Raw genomic sequence first — 19,843 nt, forward strand, 5'->3', positions numbered from 1 at the left:
GGCCGGGTGCATGCATTCGAATCCTTGAAAGGAAGGGGGGGGCCGGTTCCGGAAAAACCCGTCCGTCGCCGGCCGGTTTTCGGGGCCGTCGGGAGGGCGGTCCCGCTCCGGCCGATCCTTCCGCGCGCCGGCGAACCAGGGGAGAGTGTTTCACCGAGCTGCGCCGAGCGGCCACGCACACCTAAATACTGTCAAAAGGCGGGCCGCGCCGCCACAATTGGCGGATCGCAGCGGATCGCGCCGGAGCCGTCCAAAGTATTCGGAACGCATGAATACTTGGCCGCGGAAGTATTAATCGAAGCAAAATCGCAAATATTCGACGCCTGATAAGACGCCGGTACTAAGCCGGCATTGCAGCCTAACCTACTGCCACAAAACGATTTTCTGAGATCGTCGCCGCATTTGACCACAATCGCCAAATCGGGCCGCAAGGCGCCGGATTGAAGTAGATCGCGCCCAATATAGTTATCCGGACCCGTTTGAAAGTAGGTCCTTTACGCTTGCAGCGGATAATTCTATGGTTTTGAGGACGGAGAAGGAACATGGCGAAATCCCCCCAACTGGTCGCGGCGGTCGCGAAGGTGGTCAAGAAGCCCGAGGAGACGGTGCGCGTGGCGCTCCGCCGCCTCCACGAGGCCGGCCTCATCGAGGTGACGGGCCGCGGCCGGGGCGGCAAGCACATGACGGCCCGCGACGCCGCGATGCTGCTCCTCGCGATGTCGATGGGCACGATGCTGAAGGACTCGCCGACCACGATACAGGACTACTGGAATCTTCCCCTGCTGCCGACCGACCCCCACCGCTTCGACGTCCTCGGTTTTCCGCCCGGCAAGCGGCCAGGGCTGACGCCGCGCTACTTCGCCAGGATGTTCACCAAGAAGATCACGCCCGTCGACACCCTCGGGGTGGTGCTCTCCACGATCATCGAGCGCGCCTGCGCCGGAATGCTCTTCCCCAGGCCCGACCGGGGCGACTTCGCCAAGCCGCCCGAGCCGCACATCCCGGTGCCCGCGGAGGTGCCGAACAGCCGTCTCCAGGTCAAGATCTACGCACCCTGGCGCGCCGCTTCGATCCATCTGCGGATGAATCTGCAATGGCAATCCGAGATGCTGTTCGGTGAACGGGCGACGTTGGGCGAGGAGGCGTTCCCGGGCGAGGACCGGCTCGCCAACGTGGATTATGTCGAGATCCGGCAGTTTTCGGAGCTCGCGATCTTAGCGATCGGAGAAAGCCTGCGGTAACCTTTGTCGCTATCATCGACTTGAAGACACTTGAATTGGGTTCTGAGTTGCACCTATCATTGACTTCAAGTCAATGAAAGGAGTACCCATGACTCTTACGAACGGAGTTTCCCACGACGACGCCCACGACATCGTCGAGGTCGTAATCAACCGGACCGGCCTGCGGACGCTGGACAAGGCCGGCAAACGCGCGCTGGCGGCCGCGCGCGCGGAGACCGCCGCCGACAAGCTGACGGCAGCCGACGGGCTGCCGGCCAACCAGACCGAGCTCGCGCGGAACTGGCAGTGGGTCCTGGAGGATGCGGCTAACCGCCTGACCTCGGACGCGCTGGAGGACTACCGCCGCCGCCTCCACACCATTCCGGTCAAGGAGGTGCTGATCGGCGCGGCCCTCCTCGACGATTTGGGGCCGCGCCCGCCGGTGATCGCCTCGGCGAAGGCGCACAACGAGTGGAAGGCGAAGGCGCGCGTCTATCTGCGGATCGGGCTCTATTTCGGCCGCCTCACCTACGGACAGATGTCGAAGAAGGCCTGCGCCGGCTACTTCAAGGCCTGCATCGCGATCTCGACGGAAGCCGCGGAGCGCGGCCGCCGGGGCCTGAGCTACACGACGATCAAGAAGGACCTCGAATATCTGCAGCGGGCTGTCCGCGAGTACGACGAGAACAACAACCTCGGTTTCCATCCCAACGTCGACATCCCGTCCGACAAGGTCCGGCGCACCGCGTACCTGCTGCGCAGCGAAGCCGCGCGGCTGCTCTGGGTGACCCGCGGCCGCGTCTGGAACCGCGAGACCGGCACCTGGGTCAAGACCGTCGCCACCGAGGGCCGGGTCTGGGACAAGGAGAAGGGCGACTGGGTGAAGGCCGACGGCCGGGTGGTAAACTTCATCGACAAGGTCACCAAGGACCACTCGAACGGAATGGGACGCGCGTTCCGGGTCGAGATCTACACCGGCTGGCGCAGCGAGAACATGTTCCGTTCGACCTGGAAGCGCCATCCCAAGCACGGCAGCATCGACGTGGAGACCGGCATGGTGCACCGGACGGGCTACGCCCAGCCGCAGAACACCAAGAACATGCATCCCAGCTCCAAAATGCTAAAGCGGCTGCTGCAGCATGCCCACCGCTGGAAGAAGGCTGATGACAAGGAAGGCCACCGCCACATCATCCGCAAGCGCGACGGCGAGCCCTACAAGAGCATCCACGAGCAGTTCGTGAAGCTCGTCGAGGCAGCTGGGCTCGACCACGAGATCCTGATCCATACCTTCCGTCACACGCTCGCGACCTGGTCGGCCATCATCGGCGTCGACATCCACTCAACGGCCAAGCTGATGGGCATGACGGTGGACACCCTCGGTGGGTCTATCAGCACTTCGCCCCCGCCTCCGAGGACAACGCCATCGAGGTGTGGGACGACCCCGCGCGCCGCGCGCGGCTCCGTAACCTCACCAAGGAGAAGGATCCGGAGGACTATCCCCTCTACAACGACCATATCCCGATGAAGCCGCAGCCGCGGAAGGTGAAGGTCCTGCAGCGTGTTCAGCGCGCGCGAGACAATGATGTCGGGAGGGCGGCGTGAGCGGGACCGCGTGCATCCTCTCCGTTTCGAACCTGCGGGTCATGCTCGACCCGCAGACCTACGACACTTGCCACACCAGGGAATACTGGCTTCAGTGCGGACGCGCCGCCATGGCCGCGCTCCGCTCGTGCTGTCTTTTGTCTCCCGAAGAGATCTCCTTCCTCCACCGCGATAGGTTCATGCCCGACGGGCAAGCCATCGTGTGCGTACGCGACACCTTCGAAGCGCGTAACCGCGACATCCCGTTGATCGAGGCGGCCCGGCTGGTGGTGATTCGCTACATCGAAGCCACACCGGAGAAGTTCAAGTCTTCGCGCTATCTCTTCGTCACCCCGAAGAGCGCGCGCCTAAATCGCAGCACTGTCAAGCTGAGCCTGAACCGCGCCGCCAGGCGCAAGGGCATCTGCGACAACTTCATGGAGGCTTCCGCCGCCACCTTCGTCAACGCCGTGTATCACGATCCCGTGGACGACGGCGCGGCCCTTCTTTTGACAGGCCGCAGCCTTGCCGACGCCGGCTTCACGGTACCCCCGACGACCCAACGCCTGAGGAATTGCCTGGAGCAGTATCATCCGCTACGCGACCTCAATTCGATCGGCTTCTTCGAGGCGGAGCAGCGGCTCTCGAACCTGGCGGCCGACATCCGCGCCTGCAAGGAGCCCCGCCGGCTCCAACACTCCGATCGCCAATTGCTCCGGCGCCAGCACCTGCCCGAAGCCGTCAAGCTGTTTGACGAAGGAGTCGTCACCCAGGTTGCCATCGGTCGGTACTTCGGCCTGGATCGCCACCAGGTCTACATGTGGTTCAAGCGCTACCGCCGGAAAGGCCGCGAAGGCCTCATCGACCGAAAGCGCGGAAGGCTCACGCCCGAATGGCGCCGCAAGACGATGGAGCTCTACGAGAAGATGTCGCCGATCAAGAGCCGGCATGCCTTCTTCAAGCAGCTCAAGAAGCGGAAATTCCCATACGGCTACACCACGCTCAACAAATTCCTCAACGAAGCGGGCGAGAGATCGCCGAAGAAGGAGGTGATGACCGAGAAGTGGCGCGACCTCGTCGACCGCGAATTCGCCAAGTTCGAGCGTCCGCCGCAGAAGCGCGAGCTGCTGAGCTACCTCCAGGAGGAATTCGAGTTTCCCTACGATAGGAAGACCCTCGAAAAGTATCTCGACCGTGCGGGGCTGTCGCCGATCCGCCGCGGCTCCATCCGCGGCAACCGCGACAAGGCGACCGAGGTTCGGCCGGAATGCTGAGGTCGGGTCTCGGCGCATGGTCCGCCTGCAGCTCGCTCGTAGGTCGACGAGCTGGGCAGTATCTTCGGCTTCCTGACCTCGACTCCGACCAACGAGCGCATCCCTCCCAAGGCGATGCCGGTAATCTGTCGGCCTTGTCGACGAACTCGTCGATCACGATGGGCGTGTCGATTCCAGCGCGATCTCTTCGAGATCATCGTTGGTGACGAGCCACTGGCGAATTCGATCGACAGCACCTGGGCTTGGCGGATCTGCGGACGCTTGACTCCGTGCGAATAGACGAGGAACACTTGGCATGCCCGTTGCGTCCGACCCCGCCACGCCAGCCGAGGACGACGTCGAGTTCGCCGCCGACTAGGCGATCGAAGCCTGCGGCGGTGATGGCCGAGAGGCGGTGCAGGCAATGCTCGTCGCGCACCAGTTTCTCGAGCACGAGTTCGACGAGCTGCGGGCGAAGGTATCAACGGACTATGCGCGCGGACGGCTCGCGACAGCAAGAATTAGTACAACCATATTCAGTGGGGGGCGCGTAAGGAAGCTGATCACGGTCGATTTGGACGAGAACCCGTTGCTGAGAGGAATGGTCGAGCACGTGCGCAAGGAGTGCACCATCTAGAACATCATGATGGTGCTGCACGCCCGGTTCGGTCGGCTGCCGAACACGCTGAATGACCGCCTTCAGACGCTATCGCAGGCGACCTCGACAGGATCATCGTCCAGGGTGCAACCGCCGCCACTCTCGAAGAAGCGGTGAAAGTCCCGCTGATCTCCCGCGCCGGCGAGCACGGCGCGGGATCGTGAGGATGAGGCAGATGTATGAAGTCACTCATTACGTGGCGCTCCCCTTCGTCCTTTCGGACGACGGCGTGATCACAGATCAGCTACGCCGCGGCGCTTTGGAGAGCAGGTTCGGCTGCGCTGCGCGAAACGAGGCAGCGGAGCCTCGCTAGGTCGTCTCCGGACGCGGCCTGACACCGCGACCCGCCGTCGAACTTGGCCTGATAGAGCGCGGCATCGGCGGCGCGCAGCAGGTCGGCCGCCTCGCTTCCGTGCTCGGGCGCCATCGCGATGCCGACACTCACGCCGACGCGAGCCAATGTTCCAGAGCCGAGGTCGTAAGGCGCGCCGATAGTCTCGATTAGGCGGTGCCCGAACGCCGTCGCTTCTTCGGCCGTGCAGCCTACGGCGAGCACGACAAACTCGTCGCCGCCGAGCCGCGCCGGCAGGTCGCCTTCGCGCAGAAGGCCACGCATACGAGTCCGGCCCGATTAGCGAGCCCGGTGAGCTCGTCGTGGTCGTTCTCCCGCTCGGCGCGCATGGTCGCGATCAGCATCCGGTTCAACTTGAAGCAGACCATGGTGCCGCCAGATACATCGGGATTGGGAAGAACAGGACGAGCATCAGTGGCTGCGCTGCGATCAGCGCACCCGGAATCGTCGGGCCGAGGCTCAGCACGATCATCGCTCCGCAGAGCCGCGGCGCACTGAAGTTGCGGAAGCAGATCCGCCGACCATAGCTCCGGCCGATACGCAGGCCAGCGTTGCCGCCACCCAGTCGCCGATCGCCAGGCTGATCAGCGCCCCGTAGCCGACGCTGGCGCTCGAGGCATTCGAAAGGAGCAAGTTGACATCGGTCGGCGTAGGGCGATGCCTCAGCGCGCGGCGACGCGCGACGATCAATACGGCGAGCCGAGTGAGACAGATCACGATCTCGATCACGAGCCACGCGACGAACAATGGCGTCGGGGAGCGCGCCGCTATGGCCCCAGCCACCAACAAGGTATTCAGGATGCCGCCGATAAAGACCGGCAACGTGCCGTAGAGATTGCCGATCAGCGCTACCCGAATGTCCTCGAGCACGTCCGGACCGCAGTCGGCGAGCCATCGCGTCACTCCCCAGCGCGGAGGGCTATAGATTCTCGAATCCGATTGCATCGCAGCGCTCTAGGGCTTCCTGTCGACAACGTCTTTTGCTGCGGTGGGCGCCAAATCAATGAGGTGAAAAACCTCGCGCCTCTCGACGATCGCCACTTCCGGCTTCGATTTCGCTAAATGAAGCGCGGCGACTTTAGGCAAATTGCTCGATTGCTTAAGGAGCGATTGAGAAGCGCCGCCCAGGGAGCGCGACGGCACGTAAAACTACGGAATTCAAAATGCACTCTGCGCGTGCTTCTATTTCTACAGCACCGGGGTTACGCGCATTTCAACATCGGTTCAAACTCTTGTCGGCGGGCCGCAGGCAGTTCTCCTGCGGCCATTCCTTTAGCGCTTCGCGCGCGACCTTTGGCAATTACGACCTTTTTAGTCGCCCTTCGCAACGATGGTCGCATCAAGGCCGTACTCAGCCGGCGCAGCACGACAACTTGGCGACATCCTTGCTGAACGCCAGCGCAGCGAGCTTCAGACCCTCGACAGTGGTGAGATACGGAAAAATGGCATCCGCGACGTCATCGACGGTTAGCCCCTGGCGGATTGCGAGCGTCGCGGTCTGAATGCTGTCTGCGCCTTCGGGCGCGAGGATATGCGCGCCGAGTAGACGGCCGCTGCCGGCGTCGGCCACGAGCTTGACCAGCCCGCGAGTGTCACGCGCGGCGAGCGCGCGTGGCACCTGGGCAAGGCCGATCGTCGAGACACCAACGGTATGACCGGCCGCGCGCGCGGCCGCCTCGGTAAGCCCGACGCTCGCCACCTGTGGATCGGTGAACACGATGGCGGGCATGGCGCTATTGTCGTAGCGCAAGCTGTCGCCATTGAGGGCGTTCTTCGCCGCGAGCTTGGCGCCATAGGCGGCCATGTAGACGAACTGGTCGCGGCCGGTGACATCGCCGGCAGCATAGACGCCAGCCCTGGTCGTGCGCATTCGGTCGTCGACCACGATGCCGCCCTTCGCCGAGACGGTGATCCCGTGCTCAGCCAGCCCAAGGCCTTCGATGTTGGGCGCGCGCCCCGTGGTGATCAGCACCTGATCGGCGTCGATCGCAATATCCTGGCCATCGCGCGTGGCCGTCAGTGACACACCGCCGTCAGTTTTGCGGATCGCGCGGTAAGCGATGCCGGAGACAACGGTGATGCCTTCGTCCTCGAAATATCCTGTGAGCGCCGCGCCGATCTCCGGCTCTGCCTCCGGGAGCAGACGGGATCGGCAGACAAGCGTCACCTTGACGCCGGCGCGAGCGAACATCTGAGCGAGCTCCGCGCCGGTGTAGCCGCCGCCAATCACGAGCAGCGAGCGCGGCAGCTCCTCGAGGTCGAGCGCCGTCGTGCTAGTGAGATACGGCAAGGTCTCGATGCCGGGAATGGCGGGCACTGCCGGCCGCGCGCCGGTTGCGACAATGATCTTACCAGTGGCAATACGCGCGCCGTCAACTTCGACTCCGCAATCGATGAGGCGAGCTGGCCCGTCGCGATAGGCGATGCCGTTGTGCGCGGGGAGCAGATCGACGTACTTGGCCTGGCGCAGTTCGGAAACGAGAGCGTCCTTCTGACGAACGGTTCTGCGCCAGTCCGTCAGTTCGGCTTCAGCAGTTATGCCGGCAAACCGGGCCGCCACGCGAGCGTTGTGAAGTGTCTCGGCAGCGCGGATCAGGCTCTTCGACGGCACGCAGCCGATATTGACGCAGGTGCCACCGATGGTGCCGCTGCCGATGAGAGCCACCTGGGCGCCCTGATCGGCGGCCGTGATCGCGGCCGAGAAACCCGCCGAGCCGGCGCCGATCACGACGAGATCGTAAGCGCCTCCATTGTGACCGCTTCTGCGGAAGGGGCGGTTCGCGACTACCGGGCTCTTCGTTTCCGGATCGGCGAACGGTCGTTGTGTCACACCGAGCCCGGCGAGGCTCAGCCCGAACAGAGCGCGGCCAGCCTCCAGCCCGTCCTCGATCGGCAGCCGAAAACCTGGCTCGTCGGCGGAACGCTCGCGACGCCAAGCAGAGAGATGATCATCCGAGCAAAAAACAGCGTCGTCGGGCAGCGAGCTCGCGGCACATGCGCCTTCATAGCGAACGCTTTGCCACATGACGGCCGTCCGCGGCTCGACATCGGCCAGCACCTGCCCTCGGTCCCGTGTGGTGATGCGGATTGGCGCGCCGCAATGGCGGCAGCGCGAGGCGATCGAGATGTCGCGATCGGTCCCCGATGCCAAGCGCGTCGACTGCGCACATAGCGTTGAGAACGCGCCCCTCCAGTGTGACCTGATGGCCCCCGTCCTGGTCAGTGACGGATAAGCGCCGACGATCCGCTCCCCGTCGAGAACGACCAGGTCGCGCCGGCGGAGCTTGTCGAGCAACAGCGGGACGGCCGTCTCATCGAGACCTGCACGGTTAGCGATCTCGTCCGCGGCCGGGGCTCGTCCGTGTTCGAGGTAGAGTTGAAGCAGCGCAACGCGCGCGCGATCCGTGGCGGGATCGTAGCCGCTCCAGCGATTGAGAACGTGGCCTGACCCGACCATGGCCAACAAGGCGTCCCTCGTTACGTGCGACGTGACCGCTGACCAGTCCGGGAACGTTACGCCCGGCCGTACGGCATAGCTCGGCAGTATCTCGGGCGTTGGGATGACAGCTTCGTTTCGGGGTGAGGAGGAGGCACAGCAATCGTTCATGGCTTCACACCTCCCTTGTGAATCATCACCTCGCAGCGAGCGGACTCTGCGTGGCGACGATGGAATTTCCAAGCGATGAGGCCGAAGCCTGCAATCATCAGCGGAAGCACTACCAGGCCCTGACCGGCTACCCACGCGCCAAGGCCCGCGTACGGCTGACCGACGGCAAGGAGCGGCGCGGCGCAGCAGATCGCGGCGAGGACGGCGCTGGCCATGCCTGCGCTGATGGCAGTGCGATCACTCATCTTAACTGCCCTGCTGCCTTAGATGGGCTGGATAGCCCGCGTTCACGCTGGCGGAGGCAATGACGTCGGCGCTCGTCTTCGCGTCGTCGAATGTCACGGTCGCAGTTTTGGCTTGGAACGAGACGGCGACCTTCTTGACGCCGGGAACCGCCGCCATTGAGGTCTTCACGATGTAAGGACACGAAGCGCAGGTCATGTTGTCGACTGCGAACGTCACCGTCCGTTCGGCGGCCAACGCGGTCGATGCAGGTATCATCGAGGCGATCAGGGCAAGGACGCTCAAGCTCTTCTTCATGGGTTGGTCTCCTCTTGGTATCAAGCGCGAAGCAGCAGCGGGACGACATAGTCGAAGGCAAAGGCGGCAATCACGAGCACGGTCGCGATCCACAGCGCGAGCTGGACGAGCCGGCTGGGGATGGCGCGCGCGCAGGCGGCGCCATCGGCACAAGCGCGCCGCGGCTTCCAGTAGACGAGATAGAAGCCGTACCCGAGCACGGCCGCCGTTCCGGCGACGAAGAGCGGCTTGTACGGCGCGAGCGCCGTCAGGTTGCCGATCCAGGCGCCGCCAATGCCGAGGCTGAACAGGATGAGCGGAATGACGCAGCAGGACGAGGCAGCTATCGCACCGAGAATGCCGCCCAGAGCAACCAGCCGCTGGTGTCCAACCTCGGTCCGCTTCGAGAATGCAGGAGCTGCCGCGGCGGGCGCTGTATCTGCCGTTCCAGATCGCGGTGCAACCATGTCCGATGTCTCCAGTTCCTTGCCGAAATCCACATTGCGACATAAGATGCGGTCTGTAGTCACTACAGGGTCAAGGAATTTTTGAGGTGCGCGATCACGCTGTGGTGAAGGGCCTGCAGCGGGCTGAACTCGCCCGGCGGACAGGCTGCAACCTGGAGACCGTGCGCTACTACGAGAGGGTCGGCCTTCTGCCCGAGCCGCCGCGCACGTCGACTGGCTATCGCAGCTACGACGCCACGCACGAGCGTCGCCTTCGCTTCGTGCTTCGAGCGCGTGAGCTCGGCTTTTCCCTCGATGAGATTCGCGAGTTGCTGCACCTCGTCGACGAACGCGACCAGCCTTGCTCCGAGGCACGCGCCGTCGCCGCCGCCCACCTCGATGACGTGCGGGCGAAGATCGCCGATCTGAAACGGATGGAGCGGGTGTTGAAGGGCGTGGTCGCACAATGCGCCGACGGAACGCTACCAGAATGCCCGCTGATAGAGACGTTATTTGGGAAAGCCGCTTGAAGGCTGCGCCTATGTCCGGAGCGCACCTTTCGGAGTCTTGGATTTCAAGAATCCTATCTGCGTGAGCTTGGAGACCGTCGTGCGCGCCGTCCGCTCCGGAACGCGCAGTACGGAAGCCGCTTCGCCGCGCTCCAATTGCCCCATCCTGAACGCCGCAGCGACGAGATCGACGGCGCGCGATTCCAGTCCGAGGTGCACCAGCAGATCCTTGTAACGTTCCTCGATGCCGTCGAGCCTGAACACCGCCTTGCTGAAGCGTATCTGGTCCAGCATGACCTTCATGAACCATTCCGAAAACTCGATCAGAGCCGCCTGCGAGAGGTTTCCCCGTCCGTCCAGGTCGCCTCGCCTGGGGCTGTCGGCGGCGTTCATTGCCATCTTGTACTCATGGCGGCCGGCGAGTCCGCGTGCCAGCCCGCGCGAGATGGACCAGAGTCCGCCGCCGCCGATGCCGGCGCGCAGCACCATGGCATGCGACATCAGACGACTGACTCGACCATTTCCGTCGATGAATGGATGGATGTAGTTGAACCGGTGATGTGCAGTGGGGATCGCTATGATGCGGGAGCCGGCGCGCGCCTCGGCTGGCGAAAAAGCTTCTCGAAATAGTCCATGAAACTTTGCACGACAGCCGAAGACGGCGGCCGGTGCCAACCGACGTTGACGTCCTCATGCGGGTCGGAGCGAAACTTTCCCGGAACGGTCGGAATCCTGGCGCCGTCCTTCTCTTCGACGAACCGGAATCCTCCGGCATTTCGCCGTAGAAGCACTTGTGCACCCAGGAGATGAACTTCGCGGACACCGGCACGGGCAGCTTGCCGGTTCGGTGCGCGATGTCGATCGCTCGCTGAACATCGACGTGGGCCTTGGCCTCCAGGGCGAGCGGCCGCTTGTCCTGTTCGATCTTCTGTCCGGCAAGCGCGCGTTCGATATCGCGAGGTCTGGTGTTGTGACCCTCGAGCAGATTCGAGTAGTAGCTGTTCATGACTCGGACGAGGTCGGCCAACTCGGCCAAGCTATCCCCGTTCCGAGAAGGCTCTCCCGTGTCGCCACCCCGTCCGCTCCTCGTCCAAGGCCCCTTGAGCCCGTCCTGCGATCCCGTGATCCTATCATCGATTGATCCTGCGATCACAGGAACTATGAACGGCGAAGCTTAAGAAGCGCTGTTTTGCGGGCGGGACCCCGCCCGCCCACATCGGCGCCGCCCCAGCCCGTTCGAGACGTCTCCGACCGCCCCGAAGTCCCAAGGTTGACTCCCCGAATCGCAGAACGGGTACAAGGCGGCGGTCACAATCCCGACCGTGCTATTTGGGACCCCTTGTTCTACGGCGGATTCGCGCAATCAGTCCCACTCTCTTCACTATTGATCGACAGCTTGATCGCATGCCCTCATCCTCATCGCACCGCTTACGGACGGCCTTACTGAGCGTGACATGCACTAGGTGATATCATCAAACGCCGGAAGGGCAGGCGTAACGCGTTCTTCCCTTTCGTCTGCCCAGACGAGGGAGGGAGATGGGACCCGCTGGCTATCGCTGCCACCTAGCAACCGCGAAATTTCATCGGCCGAAACCGGGCGACCGAACAGGAAGCCTTGAAATTCATGACAGTTGAAATCCTTTAGAATGGCGTCTTGTTCGGCGGTCTCGACGCCCTCGGCAACTACGGTCAGACCGAGTGCCTGTCCGAGCGTAATGATGGCTGCGGAAATAGCGCGATCTTGAGCGCTTTCACCGATTCCGCCAACGAAGCAACGGTCGATCTTTATCGTGTCAATCGGGAAACTTTTCACTAAGGAGAGAGACGAATAGCCCGTGCCGAAGTCGTCAATTGCCAGACGAACACCGCGACGATTGATGGCCTGCATGAGGCCAGTCGCATGCGTGACGTCCTGCATCACCATACTCTCGGTCACCTCGAGTTGCAGGAGCTCGGGAGCTAAGCCTGTCTCGCGCAAGACCCGATCGAGAAATTCCAGCAGCTCATGATCAGTGAACTGCTTCGGCGAGAGATTGACGGCCACAGGGATTGCCGGCAATCCCAGAGACTGCCACACAATACTCTGCCGGCAAGCTGTTTCCAGTACCCACCTGCCTATCGGAATGATCAGGCCGCTCTCCTCCGCCATCGGTATGAACGCTGCGGGGGCGATGATGCCCTTCTGCGGATGCTGCCAGCGCAGAAGCGCCTCAACACCGACAATGCGACGCGCGGAATTTACCTTCGGCTGATAATGCAGAAACAGCTCGTCGCGTTCAATCGCTCGGCGCAGGTCAGCTTCGAGAACAAGGTGCTTCAGCGATTGTGACTGCAGTTCAATCGAAAAGAAGCGGTATGCATTCTTTCCACCTGCCTTGGCCGCATACATTGCGGTGTCCGCCTGCTTGACGAGCTCCTCGGGATCGGACGCATCATCCGGGAAAATGGCGATTCCGATGCTACAGCTGATGCGGCATTCGTGTCTGCACAGGAGGAAAGGTGACTCGAATGCTTCCAGAAGATGTTGGGCAATCGCGGTGACCTGATCTTTGCCGGCCAACTGGTCAACCAAAACCACGAACTCGTCGCCCCCCAACCTGGCCAACACGTCCTCCGCCCGGATATTTGCGCGCATACGCTTTGATGCTTCGATGAGCAATTGATCTCCGGCAGTGTGACCGAGCGAGTCGTTGACCATCTTGAACCGATCAAGGTCTACGAAAAGAACCGCGAACCGGCGACCCGGTGCCCTACTCGCGCGCTGATGCGCTTCAGAGATCATCGTGTTGAACATCGAGCGGTTCGGAATGCTCGTCAAAGCATCGTGGGTCGCCAGGAAGCGGATGCGCTCTTCGGCGATCTTGTTTGCGTCTGCCCGGTCGAAATTGTGGAGGGCGAAGGAAACGTTTTCCGCCAACCTGGCCAGTAGTTCAACGATTTCGCAAGTGAAGATGCCTTCCTTGCTGGCGAGGAAGAGCAGGACTCCGATGGCGTCGCCATCCCTGAAGAGAGGAAAACTTGCACCAGCGCGTGTCCCCCCTTTTTCTGCAAGCTCGTGCCAGTGGCTTGTTCCTGCATCGCGCAAGAAGTCATTCTTGATGCAGGGTAGTTTCGAGCGAAGCGAGGTGCCGGTTAGCCCCTTTCCCTGAGGATGGCCTGCCAAGACCGAAAACGCCGTGCTGCGAACCCGATCGGCGTTTTGTCCTTTGGTGGATACAATCTTCAAGAAGTGATCGTCGGGTTGGGTCAAGGCAATTGTCGTCGAGGTAAAATGCCCGCCCAGAACCGCTGCCTCGCAAACAAGATCGTAGAGCTCTTCACGTGAGCCGGCGCGCATCATGGCTTCGTTTGTCTTGCAAAGCGCGATGTACATACGGTGCAACGCAGCTTCTTTGTTCTCGGCCTCGCGCTGCGCGAGCTCCGCCCTGTTTTGCCGTTCGACCCCCTCGAACCTCTCCAGAGCGAATGCGACATTCTCGACCACACGTTCGAGGAGCGCACTTATTTCGCTAGTGATAGAGTCGGGTGCTGCAAAGCAGAATAGAAAGACGCCGATGCTTCGCGCGCGCTGGATAATCGGGACCGCCACGGTCGAACCGACGCCGCAGGCAATCGAATGCTCTCGCCACGGCTTCAACGTGTCGTCCTGAACCACGTCATTGCTGAGGGCAGGACGCCCGGATCGATAGGCCCGTCCCGCAAGTCCGTGGCCGTGGACCGAAGCCTCATCGACGGAAATGCTAATCTGCGGGATGAATCCCGTCTCGCTCGTTGCAGCGACGACGTCTAGCGATCCGGCATCATTTGGGATAAGGACAGCTGTAATTCGGATGTGGCCACCGTGGACGGCGGTATCACAAACTCGCTGGTAAAGTTCGGAGCTACTCGTCGAACGTAGAATGGCTTCGTTCGTGGCGTTCAATGCCGCGAACATGAGTTCGTGGTTCATGGCTTCCCCCATAAACATCCTAATGAACTCGGGGAAACAACAAGTTAGAATTGATGCTTTAGGACTTCTTAACAGGATCACAGATCATTCGGACCAGCTAAGGCGTAATCTGTGGGCGCTCGCCTTATGGGCGGAATTTTGAAGAAAGACCGGTACGTACTCGGATGCTGCATCTGTCCGACCTCCGGTGCAGCGATGGACGCGGTCGCAGTTAAGATCGATAGCACGGCTCCACCCTCCGAGACGTCTCTCAAGCGTGTACCGAGGGACCAGGTGCCAATAGTTTCGTACAAGTCGAATGGCAGGCGCTTCGCTGTACGCTCTAGCGCCAAGAAGGCATCGACGATCACCTGCGGCTTGCGGTGAATAGATTGCTGCAGCGAGAGTGCTACCATCCCACCTACTCCAATGTAGTTCCAGTGCGTCCCGTCCTCGTCGCGAGGCCAGTGTTCCGCGAACGATGGGTTTTGCCGGCTCTCGGCTTGTTGACGGCGGGTGGCCTCGCTGATTGCGGGGTTTATGGCATTGGAGGCCGTCTGCCTTCCGCACCATGGGTTCTGCTGTTCGGGGCCGTGCTGCTGGTCGCCAGCTTCGGCCTGGTCGTGGTCGATCTCGGTTTGACGGCTTGGCCGCGCCCGACAGGCCCGGCACGTTCCTCCTGATCGGCCTCGCGTCTCTATGCGCGACGGTGGCGTTCGGCGCAGTATTGGCGCTGGCGCTTGCCGGATGGGCCAGGCAAAACGGCGAAGCGGTGCTCGCGCGTGGCATCCCGCTGCACGCCATCGCCGGGCTCGGCGGTTGTTGGTTACGATGATGTAGTCGTTCTCCAAGGCGAACGGGACAAGATTCCAGTCCTGCCAGCCCTTCTTTGCGATATGAGTGACATGATCGGCGTGAAAGAGCCCCGGGTCTTGGCCGCCGCGACCATGCCGGAGGTCAGACAACTCATCGATGAGGAAACGATCCTTCAACGCACTGCCGGCGACGGGCTGGACTTCCAGTCCGCACCATATGTCGCCTCGGCCCAGCGAACGACTGCGTCGATGCCGTCTACAGGTAGACTAGAATAATCCTCGAAAATCTCTTGGGCGGTGTGGCCACCGCGGAGATACGCGAGAATGGTTTCGGCATGCACGCGGGTACCGCGAACGACCGGATGCCCGCTCATGATGGAGGATCGCTAACGACTTCAGCCTTTACGGTCGGCGCCCTCTGCAATGCCCATTTGACCCTCTCCATGAACACTTGCCTAACCCAAGTGCCTCTACTGTTTGGAAATATTAATAGTTGACCGGCAAACAAAAACGACCTCTTTCTGAGGCGACGACCTCACTCGAAATCCTATTCTCCAGCTTAGACGGCCTTCGATCGTTTCGCTGATCGATCGGCGCTGAAGCGGCCTTGCTCCGGGCGCGAGGCCCGCTCCCTCGGGGTCCGCCGATTCTTTGCGATGGCGCAACGACCTTCCCTCAACATCGGGATACCGTGGCTCGCGTCAATCGGAGGGCGCGAAGACGTTCTAGGCGCAGTGCCCACGCGAGCGCCAGTCGCCGGCCCATTCGCCGAACTGAACTCCTGAGTTCCCGAGATGCGACGGAACGTCACGCTTCATCTGCTGTCGGCCACCACCTGAGAAGGAGATCGCCATGACCCAGTACCTGGATCTCGATGTCCGCCCGATCCTGCGCGGCGGSGAGCCGTTCTCGCTCATCATGGCCGCGCTCGAGGGTTTGGAAGTGGGACAGGGGCTTCGCCTCTATGCGCCGTTCAAGCCGGTCCCCCTCTTCGCCGTCATGTCCGAGAAGGGTTTGCCCACTCCGACCGCGTCCTCGACGGAGAGGATTGGGAAGTGCTGTTCACACCTGTCGGAGCAAAGGCGGACACCGGATCTCGCGCCGGAGAGAACCCGCACTTCGCCACCTGGCCCGAGCCTGTCGTGGAGCTCGACAACCGCGACCTCGCCCCTCCCGAGGGAGCCCGTCTTCCTGTTCTCGCAGCTCGAAAAGCGCGGCTTTCGCCACGACGGGACCACTTACGAGTTGACAGTGAGGGCGCCGTCATGACGGATCAGTCCATCGCACGCGTTCGCAACGCGCTGCGCGTCGTGATCAATCCCGAACTGGGAGGAACATCGTCCATCTCGGTTTTGTCTACGACATCGACGTTGTCGGAGGCGCAGTCCGCATCACAATGACGGCGACGACGCCGGGATGTCCCGCGACCTCGTTCCCGAAGGGAGGGGCGCAGGTGGCGGCGTCCGAGGTTTCACGGGCCGTTTCCGTCGACGTGACGATGACATTCGAGCCCCCTGGACGCCCGACCGCATCGAACCGGCCGTTCGAGCCTCGCTGGGCTTCGCCGCGGTGAACTGACGGTATGGCGGTCACTCTCGAGATCGATCATGCGAAGGCGCGCGCGAAGGCTGCGGCGGCGGCCGGTTTGCCCGTGGTGCCGCAGGCCGTCCAGGGGCCGATCCGCCGGATCAAATGGGGCATCCTGCTGCTGACGCTGTCGATCTACTACGTCACGCCGTTCATCCGCTGGGATCGGGGGCCGAACGCGCCCGACCAGGCGGTGCTGCTCGACTTCGCCAACGGGCGCCTCTACGCGTTCTTCGTCGAGATATGGCCTCAGGATCTCTATCTCGTCACGGGCCTGTTGGTGCTCGCTTCGACCATCCTGATCCTCACGAATGCACTGGCGGGCCGCCTCTGGTGTGGCTTCGCTTGCCCCCAAACGGTCTGGACCGATCTGTTCCTGCTCGTCGAGCGCCTGACCGAAGGCGATCGGCGCCAGCGCCTGAAGAATATCGGAGTGCCGCTCACGCCGAAACGAGCCGTCCGGATCGTCGCAAAGCACGCGACGTGGCTTCTGATCTCGCTGGCGACGGGCGGCACGCTGATCTTCTACTTCACCGACGCGCCGGACCTGCTGCGCGACTTGGCTGCCGGCAACTTTTCCGCCAACGCCCTTACCTGGATCGCGGTGTTCACGGGCACGACGNTTCTACTTCACCGACGCGCCGGACCTGCTGCGCGACTTGGCTGCCGGCAACTTTTCCGCCAACGCCCTTACCTGGATCGCGGTGTTCACGGGCACGACGTACGGGCTTGCGGGTTTCGCGCGCGAGCAGGTCTGCACCTTCATGTGTCCTTGGCCGCGCCTGCAGGGTGCGATCTGGGATCCGGAGGCCTACACCGTCAACTATCGNGCGGGTTTCGCGCGCGAGCAGGTCTGCACCTTCATGTGTCCTTGGCCGCGCCTGCAGGGTGCGATCTGGGATCCGGAGGCCTACACCGTCAACTATCGCGACTATCGCGGCGAGCAGCGGACCTCCGCGAAGAAGGCCGCCGAGTTGCGCCTGCGGGGTGAGGCGGCAGGAGATTGCGTGGACTGCGGCCAGTGCGTGGCGGTCTGCCCGATCGGGATCGACATCCGGGAGGGGCCGAACTTCGCATGCATCAATTGCGGCCTATGCGTCGATGCCTGCGACGGCGTGATGGCGAAGCTCAGGCGCCCGAGAGGCCTGATCGATTACGAAAGCTGGGCGAACATCGAGCGGGGCCGCAGCAAGGAGTCCCTTCGCAACCGTCTGCTGCGGCCCAAGACAGTCGGCTTGACGGCGGCCTGCCTTGCGTTGGCCGGAACCATCGGGGTCGCATTCGCGATGAGGACCACCGCGACATTGTCGGTCCAGCACGATCGCGATCCCGTAGCTGTCCGGCTATCGGACGGGTCGTTGCGCAATGCCTACACCGTGAAGCTGCTCAACAAGTCGGCGAGCCCTCATCGCTACACGCTCTCCGTCGGCGGCATCGACGCAAGGCTCTCCATCGTGGGCAGTGATGGTGTCGCTCCCATCAAGGTCGCCGCCGACGCCTCGGAGTCCTTGCGCGTCACCTTGACGGCGGCGGACGCCGAGCAGAAGGACGTCGTGTTCACGGCTCGGGACGAGACCGGTAGCACGCTCTACGCCACGGACCGGTTCGTTGAGAGGTAGCGTCCAAGAAGCGGGTCTAGAGCGAACGGCCGAAGGTCGAGATGTCGTTTCCGCCCAGGCTGTTGCGCAGATCGACCGCTTCCCAATAAGACGAAGGCGCCGGAATCCCGTTCCGTCGCTCGATCTTGATATCCGCGTTCGGAAACGTCAGTCGCGCATCGCGCTCGTCGTCGTCGATGAATGCGTGCGTAGATGCCCAAGCAGTCCGTTGAACATGCCGGCACGGTAGTCGTTGCGGCCGAAGATCACTGGCTCGCCGACCGAGAAGCGTCGACCGAAGAAGCCGCGAAACTCCTCGCGATCAGTGGCGATGTGGCGGGGTGTGCTGGCGCTCGTTCACGGCTTCCACGCCGGCCGCACCGCCGATGATGGCGGTCACGACGAGAACGTCGGCAGGACCACCCAAGCGGCCGATGACGTCGTCGAGGGCGCCAGCCAGGCTTTCCGAAGAGGGGTCGACGAACGATATCCCGTGGATAGGGCCATCGAAGGGCGAGAAGTATGGCATCCCGCCCGTCCGGATCGCGGAGGCCGCCGCGGGAATGCCGGTGGCGCCCGCTTGACCTGCATCAGGCGGGAGGTGACCGAGGGATCGCCGACGAGCTTGTGAAAAACCAAGCCAAAGCCGGTCGGCGGCAATTGGGCCTCGTCGCCGACCAGGAGCAGCCGGCAGCCGGGGCGGAGCCGTTTGACCAGGCGTTCGAACGTCGGGAGATCGACCTGGAGGCCTCGTCGACCACGACCAGCGTGCTGTCGGCGATCCGGCTGAGGCCGCCCAGCTTCAGCTTGGCCTTCTGCTTTTCGTCCTCAGACGCGTTTTCATCGACGAGAGTGGCTTCGAGGTCGTCGCGCTCGGCGAGCTTAGCCAAGGTCCTGGACAGGGTTTTTGCCAGCCGGCCGGTCGAACGGGACAGCCGCAGCGCCGCCTTGCCGGCGAGGGCGCACAGGAGCACGTCCCCGCCGAAGCGGGTCCACAGGTCGCAGATCAGCTTGCAGGTGAACGTCTTACCGGTGCCCGCACCGCCGACCAGGCACGCCAGCGGGCGGGACATGATCTGGACCGCAGCGGCGTTCTGCTCGGGCTGGAGAACCCTCCCGGGCCCCGCCAGCTCGGCAAGGATCTCGGACCAGCGACTGGGCGGCATCGCGTTCAGGCGCGGCTCCAAAACCTTCCATGACGAAGGGCGTGCGTGGTGGTGCCCGCGTATTTCTTGTGTTCGAGACCGATACGCTCGACCGCAGCCGCGTGGCTGCGCTCGTACGCGCCCTCAGAAGGCGTCACGCGTTCGCGAGAGTAGGTCCATCCAAAAACCCCTAGCCGATCAACAAGCTAGGACAGAGTGTCGAACGACTCGTAAAGGCCGCGACCGCCCACCATACTAGCTGACGGTTTGGTGAGGTTGGCCTTAACGCTGCTGACGCAATCGCGAAGGAGGCACGGTGGCTGGTCTCATAATAGCGTTATGGCGAGCGAGGGCGCGGGATCTTTGATCCAGGTCAATCGTCCCGGCGGGCCGCCGGTCGATCCTGAGGATGAAATCACCTAACGAGAGGCTGCCTAGCAGGAGGCCACCGAAACCGGCGCTGCCGAGTCCGGACGAGATGCTTCGGATGGTCGAGGAATACGCGGACGATCTGCGGGAGATCATTAAACAACTGCAGGGGCGCGTTCACTGAGCCTAAGCGGTCAGGGGTCGCTGCGGCTCTCCGCTCCTAGCACTCGATCGTTATTCTGCCTAGGAGCCACGG

21 protein-coding genes and 1 pseudogene are annotated in these 19,843 nt (G+C 62.8%); 10 read left to right on the forward strand and 12 right to left on the reverse strand.

From position 1 onward, the window contains the following. Positions 1-542 precede the first annotated feature (542 nt). The 4 genes from ASG57_RS24005 to ASG57_RS39350 all read left to right on the forward strand — a co-directional run bounded on the left by ASG57_RS24005 (position 543) and on the right by ASG57_RS39350 (position 4,691). Entirely contained in the window at positions 543-1,241 is a 699-nt protein-coding gene (locus ASG57_RS24005) for a hypothetical protein (RefSeq protein ID WP_057197780.1), read from the forward strand. Between the two features lie 88 nt (positions 1,242-1,329). Beyond that, the gene (locus ASG57_RS24010; protein WP_057197782.1) at positions 1,330-2,745 is read left to right on the forward strand and encodes a site-specific integrase; all 1,416 of its coding nucleotides are present in this window, start codon (positions 1,330-1,332) and stop codon (positions 2,743-2,745) included. Positions 2,746-2,818: 73 nt separating this feature from the next. After that, a complete protein-coding gene (locus ASG57_RS24015; RefSeq protein WP_156402793.1) occupies positions 2,819-4,075 on the forward strand; it encodes a helix-turn-helix domain-containing protein in 1,257 nt (418 codons plus the stop codon). 394 nt (positions 4,076-4,469) lie between these two features. Next, positions 4,470-4,691 (forward strand): hypothetical protein, encoded by a 222-nt coding sequence (locus ASG57_RS39350; RefSeq protein WP_057197786.1) that lies wholly within the window; start codon positions 4,470-4,472, stop codon positions 4,689-4,691. A gap of 265 nt (positions 4,692-4,956) precedes the next feature. Here the strand turns inward: ASG57_RS39350 and ASG57_RS39845 are convergent, their stop codons facing one another. From ASG57_RS39845 to ASG57_RS24050, 6 genes are all read right to left on the reverse strand, one after another. Beyond that, positions 4,957-5,328 (reverse strand): diguanylate cyclase, encoded by a 372-nt coding sequence (locus ASG57_RS39845; RefSeq protein ID WP_057197788.1) that lies wholly within the window; start codon positions 5,326-5,328, stop codon positions 4,957-4,959. A gap of 204 nt (positions 5,329-5,532) precedes the next feature. Continuing rightward, positions 5,533-5,934 carry a hypothetical protein gene (locus tag ASG57_RS39850; RefSeq protein WP_349510062.1) on the reverse strand — a complete coding sequence of 134 codons (402 nt, stop codon included), beginning with the start codon at positions 5,932-5,934 and terminating at the stop codon, positions 5,533-5,535. 481 nt (positions 5,935-6,415) lie between these two features. Beyond that, positions 6,416-8,521 carry a bifunctional organomercurial lyase/mercury(II) reductase MerBA gene (gene merBA, locus ASG57_RS24035; protein WP_349510065.1) on the reverse strand — a complete coding sequence of 702 codons (2,106 nt, stop codon included), beginning with the start codon at positions 8,519-8,521 and terminating at the stop codon, positions 6,416-6,418. Between the two features lie 146 nt (positions 8,522-8,667). Continuing rightward, positions 8,668-8,916: a hypothetical protein gene (locus ASG57_RS24040; protein ID WP_057197792.1), complete on the reverse strand. Its 249-nt coding sequence runs from the start codon at positions 8,914-8,916 to the stop codon at positions 8,668-8,670. 1 nt (position 8,917) lies between these two features. Then, complete coding sequence (locus tag ASG57_RS24045; protein WP_057197793.1) at positions 8,918-9,211, reverse strand: cation transporter; 294 nt, start codon at positions 9,209-9,211, stop codon at positions 8,918-8,920. Between the two features lie 20 nt (positions 9,212-9,231). Beyond that, on the reverse strand, positions 9,232-9,657 hold the full coding sequence (locus tag ASG57_RS24050) for a mercuric transporter MerT family protein (protein ID WP_057197848.1): 426 nt from the start codon (positions 9,655-9,657) through the stop codon (positions 9,232-9,234). Between the two features lie 86 nt (positions 9,658-9,743). Here ASG57_RS24050 and ASG57_RS24055 point away from each other — a divergent pair, with 86 nt between their 5' ends. Continuing rightward, positions 9,744-10,166: a MerR family transcriptional regulator gene (locus tag ASG57_RS24055; protein WP_057197795.1), complete on the forward strand. Its 423-nt coding sequence runs from the start codon at positions 9,744-9,746 to the stop codon at positions 10,164-10,166. A 9-nt stretch (positions 10,167-10,175) separates the two neighbouring features. Here ASG57_RS24055 and ASG57_RS39355 read toward each other — a convergent pair whose 3' ends face one another. The 3 genes and pseudogenes from ASG57_RS39355 to ASG57_RS24070 form a co-directional block, all read right to left on the reverse strand. Beyond that, complete coding sequence (locus tag ASG57_RS39355; RefSeq protein WP_057197797.1) at positions 10,176-10,646, reverse strand: Fic family protein; 471 nt, start codon at positions 10,644-10,646, stop codon at positions 10,176-10,178. Between the two features lie 30 nt (positions 10,647-10,676). After that, positions 10,677-10,820, reverse strand: a pseudogene (locus ASG57_RS39855) (hypothetical protein); the annotation flags it as partial. A 784-nt stretch (positions 10,821-11,604) separates the two neighbouring features. Further along, positions 11,605-14,094 carry a bifunctional diguanylate cyclase/phosphodiesterase gene (locus tag ASG57_RS24070; RefSeq protein WP_162250078.1) on the reverse strand — a complete coding sequence of 830 codons (2,490 nt, stop codon included), beginning with the start codon at positions 14,092-14,094 and terminating at the stop codon, positions 11,605-11,607. A 625-nt stretch (positions 14,095-14,719) separates the two neighbouring features. On the opposite strand from ASG57_RS24070, the gene ASG57_RS24080 reads away from it, so the two are divergent. Then, entirely contained in the window at positions 14,720-14,908 is a 189-nt protein-coding gene (locus ASG57_RS24080) for a hypothetical protein (RefSeq protein WP_057197804.1), read from the forward strand. Between the two features lie 153 nt (positions 14,909-15,061). On the opposite strand, the gene ASG57_RS40120 is transcribed toward ASG57_RS24080, so the two are convergent. Beyond that, positions 15,062-15,262, reverse strand: a complete 201-nt coding sequence (locus ASG57_RS40120; RefSeq protein WP_082529040.1) for a DUF433 domain-containing protein — start codon at positions 15,260-15,262, stop codon at positions 15,062-15,064. A gap of 478 nt (positions 15,263-15,740) precedes the next feature. On the opposite strand from ASG57_RS40120, the gene ASG57_RS24090 reads away from it, so the two are divergent. The 4 genes from ASG57_RS24090 (at position 15,741) to ASG57_RS24100 (ending at position 18,094) form a co-directional block, all read left to right on the forward strand. Continuing rightward, positions 15,741-16,157 carry a DUF2249 domain-containing protein gene (locus ASG57_RS24090; protein ID WP_057197809.1) on the forward strand — a complete coding sequence of 139 codons (417 nt, stop codon included), beginning with the start codon at positions 15,741-15,743 and terminating at the stop codon, positions 16,155-16,157. Between the two features lie 94 nt (positions 16,158-16,251). Continuing rightward, on the forward strand, positions 16,252-16,461 hold the full coding sequence (locus tag ASG57_RS37045) for a hypothetical protein (RefSeq protein ID WP_230646816.1): 210 nt from the start codon (positions 16,252-16,254) through the stop codon (positions 16,459-16,461). A gap of 9 nt (positions 16,462-16,470) precedes the next feature. After that, positions 16,471-17,097, forward strand: a 627-nt coding sequence (locus ASG57_RS36290; RefSeq protein WP_156402798.1) for a 4Fe-4S binding protein, incomplete at its 3' end; no start/stop codon positions are given. Between the two features lie 241 nt (positions 17,098-17,338). Next, positions 17,339-18,094 carry a 4Fe-4S dicluster domain-containing protein gene (locus tag ASG57_RS24100; RefSeq protein WP_244490944.1) on the forward strand — a complete coding sequence of 252 codons (756 nt, stop codon included), beginning with the start codon at positions 17,339-17,341 and terminating at the stop codon, positions 18,092-18,094. A gap of 301 nt (positions 18,095-18,395) precedes the next feature. Here the strand turns inward: ASG57_RS24100 and ASG57_RS24105 are convergent, their stop codons facing one another. Both ASG57_RS24105 and ASG57_RS24110 read right to left on the reverse strand, forming a co-directional pair. Beyond that, positions 18,396-18,602 carry a hypothetical protein gene (locus ASG57_RS24105; RefSeq protein WP_057197816.1) on the reverse strand — a complete coding sequence of 69 codons (207 nt, stop codon included), beginning with the start codon at positions 18,600-18,602 and terminating at the stop codon, positions 18,396-18,398. A gap of 61 nt (positions 18,603-18,663) precedes the next feature. Continuing rightward, positions 18,664-19,260, reverse strand: a complete 597-nt coding sequence (locus ASG57_RS24110) for an AAA family ATPase (RefSeq protein WP_057197818.1) — start codon at positions 19,258-19,260, stop codon at positions 18,664-18,666. Between the last annotated feature and the right edge of the window lie 583 nt (positions 19,261-19,843).

This window comes from Bradyrhizobium sp. Leaf396 (assembly GCF_001424605.1).
Lineage (GTDB): Bacteria > Pseudomonadota > Alphaproteobacteria > Rhizobiales > Xanthobacteraceae > Bradyrhizobium > Bradyrhizobium japonicum_C.

Coding starts and splice junctions, on each gene's coding strand:
- ASG57_RS24045 (WP_057197793.1), bottom strand. CDS start 9,211: ATGAAGAAGAGCTTGAGCGTCCTTGCCCTGATCGCCTCGATGATACCT.
- ASG57_RS24070 (WP_162250078.1), bottom strand. CDS start 14,094: ATGAACCACGAACTCATGTTCGCGGCATTGAACGCCACGAACGAAGCC.
- merBA (WP_349510065.1), bottom strand. CDS start 8,521: ATGGTCGGGTCAGGCCACGTTCTCAATCGCTGGAGCGGCTACGATCCC.
- ASG57_RS39845 (WP_057197788.1), bottom strand. CDS start 5,328: ATGCGTGGCCTTCTGCGCGAAGGCGACCTGCCGGCGCGGCTCGGCGGC.
- ASG57_RS39355 (WP_057197797.1), bottom strand. CDS start 10,646: ATGTCGCATGCCATGGTGCTGCGCGCCGGCATCGGCGGCGGCGGACTC.
- ASG57_RS40120 (WP_082529040.1), bottom strand. CDS start 15,262: ATGAGCGGGCATCCGGTCGTTCGCGGTACCCGCGTGCATGCCGAAACC.
- ASG57_RS24050 (WP_057197848.1), bottom strand. CDS start 9,657: ATGGTTGCACCGCGATCTGGAACGGCAGATACAGCGCCCGCCGCGGCA.
- ASG57_RS24040 (WP_057197792.1), bottom strand. CDS start 8,916: ATGAGTGATCGCACTGCCATCAGCGCAGGCATGGCCAGCGCCGTCCTC.
- ASG57_RS24010 (WP_057197782.1), top strand. CDS start 1,330: ATGACTCTTACGAACGGAGTTTCCCACGACGACGCCCACGACATCGTC.
- ASG57_RS24105 (WP_057197816.1), bottom strand. CDS start 18,602: ATGCCATACTTCTCGCCCTTCGATGGCCCTATCCACGGGATATCGTTC.
- ASG57_RS24100 (WP_244490944.1), top strand. CDS start 17,339: ATGTGTCCTTGGCCGCGCCTGCAGGGTGCGATCTGGGATCCGGAGGCC.
- ASG57_RS24005 (WP_057197780.1), top strand. CDS start 543: ATGGCGAAATCCCCCCAACTGGTCGCGGCGGTCGCGAAGGTGGTCAAG.